The organism is Couchioplanes azureus (genome assembly GCF_014648355.1).
Classification (GTDB): Bacteria; Actinomycetota; Actinomycetes; order Mycobacteriales; family Micromonosporaceae; genus Actinoplanes; species Actinoplanes azureus.
Genome location: NZ_BMQY01000004.1, coordinates 632177 through 647806, shown reverse-complemented (window position 1 = coordinate 647806; position 15630 = coordinate 632177). Strand labels below are relative to the sequence as shown.

Genomic DNA, 15630 nt, shown 5'->3' with positions numbered 1-15630 from the left:
GCACTCCGACCGGGCTCCAGTGACAGTGGCAAGGAAAGGCATCTCGACGATGTTCGGTGGTACCGGGGCCGGCGCGCCCCTGACCGATGCACAGGCGGGTATCTGGCTGGCGCAGCAGATCGACCCGGAGAACCCTGTCTACAACATCGCCCGCTTCCTGGAGCTCCGTGGCGACGTCGACGTCGACCGCCTGGCCGCCGCCGTGCGCCAGGTGGTCGACCAGGCGGCATGCCTGCACGTGCGGTTCGCCGCCGGGCCGGACGGCAAGCCCCGCCAGATCGCCGGGGCGCCGGGGGACTGGCCGCTGCCCGTCGTCGACCTCGCGGCCGAGCCGGAGCCCGACGCGGCCGCCGCGGCGTGGATGCGTGCGGACCGCGAGCAGGTCACCGACCTCGGCCGGGGCCCGCTGTTCGGCCACGCGATTCTCCGACTGGCCGCCGACCGTGTGCTCTGGTACCAGCGCTATCACCACCTCGTCATGGACGGCTACGGCGGAGCGCTGATCAGCCGGCGGGTCGCCGAGGCCTACACCACCGGCGTCGCCGGTTCCCTGCGCGAGGCGTGGTCCTTGGAGCGCCTGGCCGACAGCGACGCCGCGTACCGGACCTCGGAGCGCTACCGGGCCGACCGGGACTACTGGCACCGCCGGTTCGCGGACCGGCCGGAGCCGGCCCGGCTGCTCACCCGCGCGGCGGAGCCGGTCAGCCGGATCGAGCGCCGCGTCGTGCAGCTCGGCCCGGACGAGACCGCCCGGCTGCACAAGGCGGCGGCCCACGCCGGCACCCGGGTGTCCCGGGTGGCCATCGCGGCCGTCGCCGTCTACCTGCACCGCGCCACCGGAGCGCAGGACGTCGTCCTCGCGTTGCCCGTCACGGGCCGGGTGGACGCCCAGCTGCGCGACGTGCCCGGCATGGTGTCCAACGTGCTGCCGCTGCGGGTGACCGTACGCCCCGGCACCACCCCGGCCGAGCTGCTGGCCTCGGTGGCGAGCGAGGTGGCGGGACTCACCGCGCACTCCCGTTACCGGGGCGAGGACCTGGCCCGCGACCTGGGCCTCGCCGACGGCATCGCCGAGCTCGCCGGTCCCAGCATCAACATCATCTCGTTCGACCAGGACCTGCGGCTCGGCGACCACGAGGTCAGCGGGCACATCCTGTGGCAGGGGCCGGTGACCGACCTGTCCATCTCGGTCGAGGCCTCCGCCGACGGGCGGAGCCTGCGGGTGTACCTCGACGCCGACGCCTCGGTGTGCGGCCCGGAGGAGCTCACCGAGCACGAGCGCCGGTTCCTCGCCGTCCTCGACGCGATCGCGACCCACCCGGATCGCCCGGTCGGCACCATCGACCTCCTCGACGGCGAGCAGCGGCGGCTCGTGCTCGAGCGCTTCGGCACGGCCGAGCGGGAGGTCGCCGAGGTGACGTGGCCGGCCGCGGTCGAGGCGCAGGCGGCCCGCACCCCGCATGCCGTCGCCGTGGTGTGCGAAGCCGAGCAGCTCTCGTACGCCGAACTCGACGCGGCGGCGAACCGCCTGGCCCGGGTGCTGCGCGGCCGCGGTGTCGGCCCCGAGGACGTGGTGGCCGTGGCGCTGCCCCGCTCGGCCGACCTGGTGGTGGCGCTGCTCGCGGTGATGAAGGCGGGAGCGGCGTACCTGCCGCTCGACGCCGACCACCCGGCCGACCGGATCGGCTTCATGCTCGCCGACTCCGGCGCCCGGCTCGTCGTCTCGACCGCGGAGCTGGCGGCCCCGCTCGCCGACCTGCCCGGAGACCGGCTGCTGCTGGACGAGGCCGGTGCCGAGCTGGCCGCGGCCGGCGACCGCGACCTGGACCTTCCGATCGGACTGCACCACGCGGCCTACGTCATCTACACCTCCGGCTCCACCGGCCGGCCCAAGGGCGTCGTCGTCTCCCACGAGGGCATCGGCAGCCTCATCGCGACCGCCGTGGACCGTCTCGGCGTCGATGCCGCCAGCCGGGTGGTGCAGTTCGCCTCGGTCGGCTTCGACGTGGCGGTCTGGGACCTGTGCATGTCGCTGTGCGTCGGCGGCCGGGTGATCGTCGTCCCCACCGAGCGCCGGGTGGCCGGTGCGGCGCTCACCGACTACGTCACCGAGCACGGCGCCACCCACATGATCCTGCCGCCGTCGCTGGTGGCGGCGCTGCCCGCGGACTGCGCCCTGCCCGACGGGGCGGTGCTCGTCGTGGGCACGGAGACCGTTCCGACCGAGCTGATCGCCCGCTGGGCGCAGCGGCTGCGGGTGGTGGCGGCCTACGGGCTCACCGAGGCGACGGTCAACTCGACGCTGTGGACCGCGCAGCCCGGCTGGAGCGGGCCCGTGCCGATCGGGGTGCCCGACCCGAACACCCGCTGCTACGTCCTCGACTCGGCGCTGCGCCCGGTCGGCGTCGGTGTGGAGGGCGAACTGTACGTGGGCGGGCGCGGCCTGGCCCGCGGCTACCGCGGACGGCCCGGGCTGACCGCGGAGCGCTTCGTCGCGGACCCGTACGGTGCTCCGGGCAGCCGGATGTACCGTACCGGCGACCGGGCCCGCTGGCGTGCCGACGGCAACCTCGACTTCCTCGGCCGGGCCGACCACCAGATCAAGATCCGCGGATTCCGGATCGAGCCGGGCGAGGTGGCCAGCGTCCTCATGCGACACCCGGCGGTCGCCCAGGCCGCGGTCGTGGCGGCCGAGGACCACCGCCGGGTCAAGCGCCTCGTCGCCTACGTCACGCCGGCCGGCGGCGACCTCGACCCCGGGCCGCTGCGGGCCCACGCCGCGGCCGTCCTGCCGGAGTACATGGTGCCGTCGGTGATCGTCGCGGTGGACGGGCCGCTGCCGCTCACCCCCAACGGCAAGCTCGACACCGCCGCGCTGCCGGCCCCGGACTGGACGGCGCTCGCCGGCGATGCCGCGCCGAGCACCCCCGCCGAGCACACGCTGGCCGCCCTCTTCGCCGAGGTGCTCCACCTGCCCGCGGTCGGCGTGCACGACAGCTTCTTCTCCCTCGGCGGCGACAGCATCGTCGCGATCGCGCTGGTCAACAGCGCTCGCGAGGCCGGCCTGGCGATCACCCCGCGCGACGTGTTCCGGCACCGCACCGTCGCCGCGCTGGCCGCGGTGGCCGGCTCGGTGCGGCCCGGGGCGGCGGCCAGCCCCGCCGCGTTCTCCCTGGTCACCCTCGACCCGGCCGAGCGCGCCGAGTTCACGGCCGCGGTGCCCGGCCTGTGTGACGTGCTCCCCGCCACCCCGCTGCAGGAGGGGTTCTTCTTCCACGCCTCCTACGACGACGCGGCGGCCGACGTCTACGCCGTCCAGCAGACCGTCGACCTGCTCGGCGACGTCGACGCCGATGCGGTGCACCGTTCGGTACAGGGGCTGCTCGACCGGCACCCGCTGCTGCGCGCCGGCTTCCGCCAGCGCGCCGGTGGTCAGGTCGTCCAGGTCATCGCGGGCCACGTCGACGTGCCGTGGCGCGCCGTCGACCTGACCGGCGCCGCCCCGGCCGAGCGGCCGGTGAAGGCGGCGCAGGTCGCCGCCCAGGAGCGCGCGAACGGCTTCGACCTGGCTCGTCCGCCGCTGCTGCGGGCGGCGCTCGTCCGCCTCGGGGCCGACCGGCACCGGCTCGTGCTCACCGTGCACCACATCGTGGTCGACGGCTGGTCGGTGTCCATCATGATGCGGGAGCTGCTCGACGGAGTCCGCGGCGAGCTGCCCGCCGGCCGCGACGCCCTGTACCGCGACTACTTCGGCTGGCTCGGCAGCCGCGACGCCGGCGCCGCCCAGGACGCCTGGCGCGCGGCGCTCGCCGGGCTGGACGGGCCGACCCGGCTGGTGCCGGCCGAGGCCGGGGCCGCCCCGCCGAAGCCGGAACAGCTGCGCATCGAGCTGCCCGCGGCGCTGACCGCCGGCCTCGCCGCCCGGGCCCGGGAACGCGGCCTGACCGCCAGCACCGTCGTGCACGGCGCGTGGGGGCTGCTGCTGGGCCGCCTCCTCGGCCGCGAGGACGTCGTCTTCGGCAGCACCGTCTCCGGCCGGCACGCCGAGGTCGCCGGCGTGCAGGCCCTGGTCGGCCTGCTCATCAACACCCTGCCGGTGCGCCTGCGGTGGCGCTCGGAGGAGTCCCTGGCGCAGGTGCTGGCCCGCTTCCAGGACGAGCAGTCCGCCCTGCTGGAGCACCAGCACCTGGGCCTGGCGCAGATCCAGCGCACGGCCGGGTGGGGCGAGCTCTTCGACACGCTGGTCGTCGTCGAGAACCTGCCCGGCGCCGGCGAGCTGCGCGACGACACCGGGGTCGAGCTCGCCGACGTCGAGGTGCGCGACGCCACCCACTATCCGGTCGCCCTCACGGTGCTGCCGGGGGAGCGGATGGAGCTGCGCCTCGACCACGACCCTCGCCGCATCGACGCCGCGGCGGCCGGTCGCCTCGCCGCCGGGCTCGTACGCCTGCTGGAGACGGTCGCCGACGACCCCGACCGGCCCGTGGGCCGCGTCGACCTGGCCGGTGACGCCGACCGTGCCGCGATGGCGAAGGAGCTGACGGGCGCCGAGCGCGAGGTGCCGGCGATCACCCTCGCGGCCGCCGTCACGGCCCGGGCGCGCCGGACTCCGGACGCCGTCGCGGTCATCTCCGAACGGCAGCGGCTGTCGTACGCCGAGCTCGACGCCGCGGCGGACACCCTGGCCCGGCGGCTGTGCGCCCGCGGGGCCGCCCCCGAGCGGATCGTCGCGGTCGCGGTGCCGCGGTCGGCGCAGCTGCCCGTCGCCCTGCTGGGCGTGCTGAAGACCGGCGCCGCCTATCTGCCGCTCGACCTCGACCACCCCGCCGACCGGATCACGTTCATGCTGGCCGACTCCGGCGCGCGCACGGTGGTGACGACACCGGAGGCGGCCGCGCTGCTGCCGCGGGTGGACGGCGTGGAAACGCTGGTCCTGGGCGCGGCGGAGCCGGACGGCGGGCCGGGCGCGCCCCTCTTCGAGGCCGGCCCGGAACACCCGGCGTACCTGCTCTACACCTCCGGCTCGACCGGGCGCCCCAAGGGTGTCCTCGTGCCCCACCGCGCCGTGCTCAGCCAGCTCACGTGGGCGTGCGAGCGGTTCGGCTACCGCGCCGACGACCGGGTGCTGCACCAGTACTCCGCCACCTTCGACCCCTCGGTACTGGAGATCTTCGCACCGCTGCTGGCCGGTGCCGCGGTGGTGGTCGCCAAGCCGGACGGCCACCGCGACCCGGCCTACCTGACCGAGCTGATCCGCCGGGAACAGGTGACCACTCTGGACCTGGTCCCGTCGATGTACGGTGCGCTGCTGCAGGCGAGCGAGGGCAGCGGGACGGACGGCTGGGCCGCCAGCCTGCGCCGGGCCTTCAGCGGTGGAGAGGCGCTCGGCGGCGCGCTCGCCCGCCGCTGGCGGGACCGGACCGGCGTACCGATCTTCAACGTGTACGGGCCGACCGAGGCCACCGTCCAGGTGACCGCCTGGGAGTACGACGGCGCCCCCGACGCGGGCGTGCCGATCGGGCTGCCGGCGTGGAACACCGGCCTGTACGTCCTCGATGCCTGCCTGCGTCCCGTGCAGGCCGGCGCCTCCGGCGAGCTGTACATCGCCGGCGCGCAGCTGGCCCGCGGCTATCACGGCAGGTCCGCGCTGACCGCCGAGCGGTTCGTCGCCGACCCGTTCGGCGCGCCGGGGGAGCGGATGTACCGCACCGGCGACCTGGTCCGGTGGCGGACCGACGGCGCGGTGGAGTACCTGGGCCGCACGGACCACCAGGTCAAGATCCGCGGCAACCGGGTGGAGCTCGGCGAGATCGAGCAGCGGCTCGGTGCGCTACCGCAGGTCGCGACGGCGGTCGTGGCCGCGCGGGCCGACGAGCGCGGCGGCGCCCAGCTCGTCGCGTACGTCGTGCCGGCGGCCGGCGCCCGGCCCGACGGCGAGGCACTGCGGGCCGAGCTGGCCGGCCTCCTGCCGGAGCCGATGGTGCCCACCGTGTTCGTCGTTCTCGACTCCCTTCCGCTCACCCCCGGCGGCAAGGTCGACCGCGCGGCCCTGCCTGCGCCGACGGTCGTGCGTGCCGTGGCACAGCGTCCCGCCGACGAGCGGGAGCGGATGCTCTGCGACATCTTCGCGGAGGTGCTCGGCCTGACCGGGGTCGGCGCCGACGAGGACTTCTTCGTGCTGGGTGGCGACAGCATCCTGTCCATCTCGGTGTCCAGCCGGGCCCGCGCGGCCGGCCTCGACCTCAGCCCGCGCGAGGTGTTCCTGCACCGCACGCCGGCGGCCCTGGCGGCCGCCGCGGCCGAGCGGCCGCGCCCCGGGACCGTGGCGCCCGCGGCCGACGGCGTCGGCGACGTGCCGCTGCTGCCGATCGCCCACCAGCTGCGCTGCGACGGCGGGCCGGTCGGCCGGTTCAACCTCTCGGTGCTCGTGCAGACCCCACCCGGCGCCGACGCGGCGCGGCTGGCGGCGGTGCTGCAGGCCGTCCTCGACCACCACGACGGGCTGCGGCAGCGGCTGACCCGGGTCGCCGGCGTGCTGTGGTCGCTGGAGGCGCTGGCCCCCGGCGCGGTGACCGCGGCCGAGCTGCTGCGCCGCGTGGACGTGGCCGGCCTGGACGCCGACCGGCTCCGCGCGGTCCTGGCGGCCGAGTCCGACGCCGCCGCCGACCGGCTCGACCCCGACTCCGCAACGATGCTGCAGGCGGTCTGGTTCGACGCCGGCCCCGGCCGGCCCGGCCGGCTGCTGCTCGCCACCCACCACCTGGTGGTCGACGGCGTCTCGTGGCGGATCCTGCTCGGCGACCTCGCCGCGGCGTGGGACGCGGTGCACGCCGGACGGACGCCGACGCTGGAACCGGTCCCGACCTCCCTGCGCCGGTTCGCGCGACTGGTCAGCGAGCAGGCCCAGACGCCGCAGCGCCTGGCCGAGCTGCCGCACTGGCTGGGCACCCTCGCCCCCGGGGCGGAGCTGGTGGCCGGGGCGCCCGGTCCCGGCACCGTCGGCGAGTCACGCACCCGGCAGGTACGGCTGCCGATCGCCGACACCCTGCCGCTGCTGACCTCCGTGCCGGCGGCCGTCCACGGCGACGTCACCGACGTGCTGCTGACCGCGCTGCGGTTGGCGGTGAGCCGCTGGCGGGACCGGCGCGGCGAGGACGGCGCGGCCGAGCTGCTCGTGGACGTGGAGCGGCACGGGCGCGAGGAGATCGCCGAGGGGCTGGATCTGTCGCGCACGGTCGGCTGGTTCACCAGCGTCCAGCCCGTGCGCCTGGCGGCGGACCCGCAGCCGGTCGAGACGCTCAAGGGGGTCAAGGAACGGCTGCGCGCCGCCCCGGACGGCGGCCTCGGCTACGGCATGCTGCGCCACCTCAACGCCCAGGTCGCCCCGGTGCTCGCCCAGGCGGCGTCGGCGCAGGTGCTGTTCCACTACTTCGGCCGCTTCGCCGCCGACCACGGCACCGACTGGACGCCGGCGCCGGAGTCCGACGCGCTGGCCCTGGCGCCCGACCCCGGGATGGGGCTGCCGTACCTGCTGCAGATCGACGCGGTCTGCGCCGACACGCCGGCCGGGCCCGAGCTGAGCGCCGTGTGGACCTGGCGCGACGCCGGACTGTCCGAGCCGGACGTCGACGAGCTGAGCGAAGGGTGGCTGGCCGCGCTGCGCGAGCTCACCGCCGCCGTGGCCGGGGCGCGGGCCGCGACCGGGCTGACGCCGTCGGATCTCACCACGATCCGGCTCGACCAGGCCGACATCGACCGGGTCGAGCGGCTCAGCCCGTCCCCGGTCGCCGACATCTGGCCGCTGTCGCCGCTGCAGGAGGGGATCTTCTTCCACTCCAGCTACGACCAGGCCGCCCTGGACGTCTACACCGCCCAGGACACCTACGACTTCGACCACCGGCTCGACCTCGACCGGCTGCGCGCGGCCTGCGCCACCCTGCTGGCCCGCCACCCCAGTCTGCGCGCCGGCCTCACGAGCGACGGCCTGCGGCAACCCGTGCAGTTCATCGCCACCGACGTCGAAGTGCCACTGGACGAGGTGGACCTCTCCCAGCTGTCCCCCGACGAGCAGGACCGCCGGATGGCGGAGCTGCTCGCCGCCGACCGGGGCCGCCGGTTCGACCTCGCCCGGCCGCCGCTGTGCCGCCTGACCGTCGTCCGGCTCGGCCCCGGCCGCGACCGGCTGGTGCTCAGCCACCACCTCGTCGCCTGGGACGGCTGGTCGCAGGGGCTCTTCCTGGAGGAGCTGCTGGAGCTGTACGCGACCGGCGGCGACGACACCGCCCTGGCCACCCCCGGCACCTACCGCGACTACCTCGCCTGGCTGGCCGGGCAGGATGCCGGCCGCACCGTCGAGGCCTGGCGGGCCGCCCTCGCCGGGCTCGCCGAGCCGACCCTGGTCAGTCCCGCCGACCGCAGCCGCGAGCCGGTGATCCCCCGCCGCTGCGCCACCGAGCTTCCGGCCGCGCTGAGCGACCGGCTGCGCGCCGAGAGCCGCCGGCACGGCCTGACGCTCAACACGCTGCTCAACGCCGCCTGGGGACTGTGCCTGGCGAGCCTGGTCGGCCGGTACGACGTGGTCTTCGGCAGCACGGTCGCCGGACGTCCCGCCGACGTGCCGGGCGCGGAGAGCGCCATCGGCATGTTCCTCAACACCGTCCCGGTACGGATCGCGATGGACCCGCAGGAGTCGGTGCTGCAACTGCTGCGCCGCCTGCAGTCCGAACGCACCGCGCTGATGAACCACGAGTACGTCGGGCTCGGTGAGATCCAGCGGGCCAGCGGGCACCAGCAGCTGTTCGACACGCTCTACGTGCTGCAGAACTTCGGCGACGCCGACACCCTCACCGCCCTGCGGGAGCGGCACGGCATCACCGGCATCGGCAGCGCCGACGCCACCCACTACCCGATGACCCTGGTCGTCACCCCCGCGCGCGACGTGCGGGTGGCGCTGAACTACCGGCCGGACGTCGTCGAACCGGCAGTGGCGGAGAACCTGCTCGAACGGTTCACCTTGCTGCTGTCGCGGCTGGTCGCGGACCTGTCGGCCCGGGTCGGCACCCTCGACCTGCTCACCGAGGACGAGCGGGCCCGGCTCGCCGCGGAGTGGGACGCCACCCGCCGTCCGATGCTGAGCGACACGGTCGCCGACCTGCTGGCCGCCCAGGCGGCGCGGACCCCGGACGCCCTCGCGCTGGTCTGCGGCGACCAGCGGCTCAGCTACGCCGAACTGGACGGCCGGATCAACCGGCTCGCCCGGCTGCTGCTGGCCCGCGGCGCGGCGCCGGAGCGGGTGGTGGCGCTCGCCCTGCCGCGTTCCGTCGAGATGGTCGTGGCGCTGTTCGCCGTGCTGCGGACCGGCGCGGCGTACCTGCCGCTGGACCTCGACCACCCGGTGGACCGGCTGGAGATGATGATCGAGGACACCGGCCCGATGTGCGTGCTCTCCACCGCCGCGGTGGCCCGCTCGCTCACCGGCCCGGCCGTCTGCGTCGACGACCCGGCCGTCCGGGCCGAGCTGGCCGCGCTGCCGGCCACCCCGATCGACGACGAGGAACGGCCGCACTTCGCGCGCAGCCGCCCCGACCGGCTGGAGCACCCGGCGTACATCATCTACACGTCGGGCTCCACCGGCCGGCCCAAGGGCGTCGTCACCCCGTACCGGGGCCTGACGAACATGCAGCTCAACCACCAGGAAGCCATCTTCGGGCCGGCGATCGCGGCGGCCGGCGGGCGGCGGCTGCGCATCGCCCACACGGTCTCCTTCGCCTTCGACATGTCCTGGGAGGAGCTGCTCTGGCTCGTCGAGGGCCACGAGGTGCACGTCTGCGACGAGGAACTGCGCCGCGACGCCACGGCCCTGGTGGCCTACTGCGAGGCGCACCGCATCGACGTGGTCAACGTGACGCCGACCTACGCCCACCTGCTCATCGAGGAGGGGCTGCTGTCCGGCCACGTCCCGCCGCTGGTCCTGCTGGGCGGTGAGGCGGTCTCCGACGCCGTGTGGACGCGGCTGCGCGACACCGAGGGGACGTACGGCTACAACCTGTACGGGCCGACCGAGTACACCATCAACACCCTGGGCGCCTCCACCGAGGACAGCGCCGTCCCGACCGTCGGGCGGGCCATCTGGAACACCCGCGCCTACGTCCTCGACGCGCACCTGCGGCCGGTCCCGCCGGGCACCCCGGGTGAGCTGTACATCGCCGGGATCGGCCTGGCCCGCGGCTACCACCGGCGCTTCGGGCTGACCGCCGAGCGGTTCGTCGCCGACCCGTACGGCCCGCCCGGCGGACGGATGTACCGCACCGGCGACCTGGTGCGGTCGCGGCCGGACGGCATCCTGGACTTCCTCGGCCGCACCGACGACCAGGTCAAGATCCGCGGCTACCGGGTGGAGCTGGGCGAGATCGCCGCGGTGCTGGAGTCGCATCCCGCGGTCTCCCAGGCGGCGGTGGTGGCGGACGGCGCCGGTCCCGGCGGGGCCAAGCGGCTGCTCGGCTACGTCGTCGCCGCCGATGACCCGTCCGAGGCGCTCCCGTCCGAGCTGCGCGAGTACCTCAAAAACCGCCTGCCGGACTACATGGTGCCGGTGGCGCTGACCGCGGTGGACCGGCTGCCGCTGACGGTCAACGGCAAGCTGGACGTGCGGGCGCTGCCCGTCCCGCAGGTGCGCGGCGGCGACAGCCGCCCGCCCGCCTCGGCCGAGGAGGAGCTGCTCTGCGCGCTGTTCGCCGAGCTCCTCGGCGTGCCGCAGGTGGGGGTCGACGACAGCTTCTTCGACCTCGGCGGCCACTCCCTGCTGGCCACCCGGCTGGTCAGCCGGGCCCGCGCCGCGCTCGGCACGGAGCTGGCGATCAGGGACCTGTTCGAGGCACCGACCGTCGCGGAGCTCGCCCTGCGGGCCGCCGGTGCGCGAGGTGCGCTCCGGCCCGCGCTGGTGGCCGGTGAGCGCCCCGACGAGCTGCCGCTCTCCTTCGCCCAACAGCGGCTCTGGGTGATCCAGCAGCTGGAGGGTGCGTCGGCGGCGTACAACTTCCCGCTGGTGATGCGGCTGCGCGGCGCTCTCGACGTGGACGCGTTCGCCGCGGCGCTCGGCGACGTGGTCGCCCGGCACGAGGCACTGCGGACCCTGTTCGGCGAACGCGAGGGCGTCCCGTTCCAGCGGGTCCTGCCCGCCGACGCGGCACGGCCGCCGGTGGAGCTGGTCGCCGCCGCTCCCGAGGAGGTGACCGCGGCCGTCCGCACCGCGGTCGACCGCCCGTTCGACCTGGCCACCGAGCTGCCGCTGCGGGCCACCCTGGTGCGGGTCGGCGAGGCCGAGCACGTCGTGGTGATCCTGCTGCACCACATCACCACGGACGAGTGGTCCGACCGCCCGTTCCTGCGTGACCTCGCCACCGCGTACGCCGCCCGCCGCGGTGGCACGGCGCCGGAGTTCCCGCCGCTGACCGTGCAGTACGCCGACTACGCACTGTGGCAGCAGCGGCTCCTCGGCGAGCGTGACGACCCGGACAGCCTCGCCAACGGACAGCTCGGCTACTGGCAGCGGGTGCTCGACGGCCTGCCGGAGGAGCTGGAGCTGCCGTTCGACCGGCCCCGTCCGGCGCGACCGACGTTCCGCGGCGGTGAACTGGAGCTGGAGCTGGCGCCGGAGGTGTGCGAGCGGCTGCGACAGCTGACCCAGCGGACCGGGGCGAGCATGTTCATGGTGCTGCACGCGGCCACCGCGGCGCTGCTGCACCGGCTGGGTGCGGGCGACGACGTCCCGCTCGGCGCCCCGATCGCCGGCCGGACCGATGCCGGGCTCGACGAGCTGGTCGGATTCTTCGTCAACACGCTGGTCCTGCGGACCGACCTGTCCGGCGATCCGAGCTTCGCCGAGCTGGTGGCGCGCGCCCGGGAAGCGGACCTGGCGGCGTTCTCCCACGCCGACGTGCCGTTCGAGGCGGTCGTGGAGCGCCTGAACCCGACCCGGTCGCTGGCCCGCAACCCGCTGTTCCAGGTGATGGTCGGCTACCACAACCGCGGCGACGACGCCCTGCGGCTGCCGGGCCTCGACGTCCAGTGGGTGCCGGTGGAGCTGCCCACGGCGAAGTTCGACCTGGTGTTCAGCTTCTCCGAGCACTCGGGCCGGATCGGCTGCCGGCTCGAGTACGCCACCGACCTGTTCGACCCCGGCACCGCGGCGCGGCTCGGCGACCGGCTGCACCGGCTCCTCGCCGGCGTCACCGCGGACCCGCAGGCGCCGCTGAGCAGCATCGACCTGCTGGCCGCCGACGAGCGCCACCTGGTGGTGCAGGGCTACAACGACACCGGCCGCGAGGTGCCGGAGGAGACGCTGCCGCAGCTGTTCGCCCGGTGCGTCGCCGCGCGGCCCGACGCCGTCGCGGTGGTCGACCGGTCCCGGTCCGCGTCGTATGCGCAGCTCGACGCGCAGGCCAACCGGATCGCCCGGCTGCTGGCCGCCCGCGGCGTCGGTCGCGAGAGCGTCGTCGCCATCGCGGTTCCCCGGTCGGTGGAGATGGTCGCCACCGTGCTCGGCGTGCTGAAGCTCGGCGCCGCCTACCTGCCGCTCGACCTGTCGCACCCGGCCGAGCGCATCGCGTACATGCTCGGCGACTCGGCCGCGGGCGTCGTGGTCGCCACGACGTCCGAGGCGCCGCGGGTGCCCGAGGTCGACGGCGTGGACCGGCTGCTGCTCGACGGTCCCGCCGTCGCCGGCGAACTGGCCGCGCTGGATCCGTCGCCGCTGCCCACCGGGCCGGTCGGCCTCGACCAGGCCGCGTACGTCATCTACACCTCCGGCTCCACCGGCCGGCCCAAGGGCGTCGCCGTCGGCCACGACGGCATCGCCAGCCTGGCCGCCACCGCGGTGGACCGGATGAGCCTCACCGCCGACAGCCGGGTCCTGCAGTTCGCGTCGGTCGGCTTCGACGTGGCGGTCTTCGAGCTCACCATGGCGCTCTGCGTCGGCGGGCAGCTCGTGCTCGCCCCGGAGGAGGTGCGGGTCGCCGGGCCGGCGCTCACCGAGTTCCTGCACGAGCGGCGGATCACCCACATGATCCTGCCCCCGTCGCTGGTGGCTGCGCTGCCGGCCGACTGCGAACTGCCGGCCGGTGCCACCGTCCTGGTCGGGACCGAGACCGTGCCGCCGGATCTGATCGGCCGCTGGGCGAGCCGGCTCAACCTGCTCGCGGCGTACGGGCTGACCGAGGCGACCGTGAACTCCACCCTGTGGCAGGCGTCGCCCGGCTGGAACGCGGCGGTGCCGATCGGCGTGCCGGACCCCAACACGACCGTGTACGTCCTCGACGCCCGGCTGCGTCCGGTCCCGCCCGGGGTGGTGGGGGAGCTGTACGTCTCCGGCCGGGGACTGGCGCGCGGTTACCTCGGCCGGTCCGCCCTCACCTCGGAGCGCTTCGTCGCCTGCCCGTTCGGTCCGCCCGGCTCCCGGATGTACCGGACGGGGGACCGGGCCCGGTGGCGCGCCGACGGCAACCTGGACTTCCTCGGCCGGGTCGACGAGCAGGTGAAGATCCGGGGCTTCCGGATCGAGCTGGGCGAGATCTCCGGGGCGCTCTCCGGTCATCCGCGGGTGCGGCAGGCCGCGGTCGTCGCGGACTCCGGTGGCGAGCACACCCGGTTGATCGGCTACGCGGTGACCGGGGACGACCCGGTCACCCCGGCGGAGCTCCGTGCCCACCTGGCCGGACTGCTGCCGGACTACATGGTGCCCGCGGCCGTGGTGACGCTGGCCGATCCGCTGCCGCTGACCCCGAACGGCAAGCTCGACCGCCGGGCGCTGCCCCGGCCGGACTGGTCGGCGATGACCGGCGACGAGCGCCCGGTCACCGCCGAACAGCACGCCCTCGCCGAGCTGTTCGCCGAGGTCCTCGGGCTGCCCGCGGTCGGGATCCAGGACAACTTCTTCGCGCTCGGCGGCCACTCCATGGCGGCGATGCGACTGATCGGCCGGATCCGGTCGGCGTTCGGCGCGGAACTGACCATCCGCGAGGTCTTCGACACCCCGACGGTCGCCGGTCTGGCCGGACAGCTCGCCGGTGCCACGTCGGCCCGGCCGCCGCTGACGGCGCGGGAGCGGCCGGCGCTGCTGCCGATCGCCCCGGTGCAGCGGTGGCGCCGGGACCTGCGCCGCGACCGTCCCGGGTACGACCACGCCCTCGCGCTGCGGTCGGCCGGGGGCCTGGACGCCGCGGCGCTCGCGGCGGCGATCCGCGACGTGGTGCTGCGGCACGAGCCGCTGCGCACACTCCTCGTCGAGCGCGACGGCACGGTGTACCAGCAGCTCGTGGACGCGCCGGCCGTGGAGACCGAGCGGGTCGCGGGCGGGGGGCTGGACCGGCGCCTCGCCGAGCTGGCCCACGAGCCGGTCGACCTGGCCACGGCGCCGCCGCTGCGCGCCCGGCTGCTCACCGGCGAGGCGGGCGAGCAGGCACTGCTGTTCACCATGGGCTACACCGGGGTGGACGAGTGGTCGGTGGTGCCGCTCTTCCGCGACCTGAGCACCGCGTACGCCGCCCGGCTGGCCGGGAGGGCGCCGGACTGGACCCCGCTGCCGGTCGGCTACGCCGACTACACCCGCTGGCAGTACGAGCTGCTCGGCGACCCCGCCGACCCGGGCAGCCGGCACGCGCGTCAGCTGACCTACTGGCGTCAGGCGTTGCGGGGCTTGCCGGCCGAGCTCGCCCTGCCGGCCGACCGGCGCCGCACGGGCCGGCCGGGCCACGGTGGCGACTATGTGGAGGCGCCGCTCGACGCGGACCTGCACCGCGCCGTCGACCGGCTCGCCCGGGCGACCGGGACGAGCATGTTCATGGTGTTGCAGGCGGCGTTGGCCGCGCTGCTCACCGGCCGGGGCGCCGGTACCGACCTGCCGATCGGTACCCTCGTCGCCGGCCGTACCGAGGAGACCCTGGTCGACCTGGTCGGCTGCTTCTTCAACACCGTCGTGCTGCGTACCGACACCACCGGCGACCCGACCTTCGGCGAGCTGCTGACCCGGATCCGCCGGACCAACCTCAGCGCGCTCGACCGGCAGGACGTGCCCTTCGCCGACGTGCTGAGCGAGCTCGGCGGCGTCCGGGCACCCCAGGTGATGATCGTGCACCACGAACAGGCGGACCTGGCGGTCCTGGAGGGCGGCCACGGATCGCTGCAGCCGGTGCCGATCCGGGCCACGGCGGCCGAGCTGACGCTCAGCTTCTACGAGCCGCGGGGCGACGGGGCGGTCCAGTGCTACCTCGAGTACGCCACCGACCTGTTCGACCGCGCGACGGTGCAGCGGCTTGCCGGCGACCTGCTCGACCTGCTCGCGGCGGCCGCCGCCGACCCCGACCGGACCTTGTCCCACCTTTCCAGCATGAGGAGCGAGTCATGACCAACCCGTTCGAGAACGCCGACGGCCGCTACCTGGTCCTCGTCAACGACGAGCAGCAGCACTCGCTGTGGCCGTCGTTCGTCGAGGTGCCCGCCGGCTGGACCGTGGTGTTCGGCGAGGACTCGCGGGCCGCCTGCCTCGCCTACGTCGAGGAGAACTGGACGGACCTGCGGCCGCGGAGCCTGCGCGAGCAGATGGCGGACGCCGCCGCGCGGTAGCCGTCACCCCCT

The 15630-nt window shown here is 75.3% G+C and carries 2 protein-coding genes; both read left to right on the top strand.

Annotated elements, in window-relative coordinates; all coding sequences use genetic code 11:
• The first annotated feature begins 49 nt into the window (after window positions 1–49).
• The gene (locus tag IEY99_RS17970) at window positions 50–15400 is read left to right on the top strand and encodes a non-ribosomal peptide synthetase (protein ID WP_189204574.1); all 15351 of its coding nucleotides are present in this window, start codon (window positions 50–52) and stop codon (window positions 15398–15400) included.
• Window positions 15397–15618 (top strand): MbtH family protein, encoded by a 222-nt coding sequence (locus IEY99_RS17965; protein ID WP_189204573.1) that lies wholly within the window; start codon window positions 15397–15399, stop codon window positions 15616–15618. The genes IEY99_RS17970 and IEY99_RS17965 overlap by 4 nt, the downstream gene beginning before the upstream one ends.
• Window positions 15619–15630 lie beyond the last annotated feature (12 nt).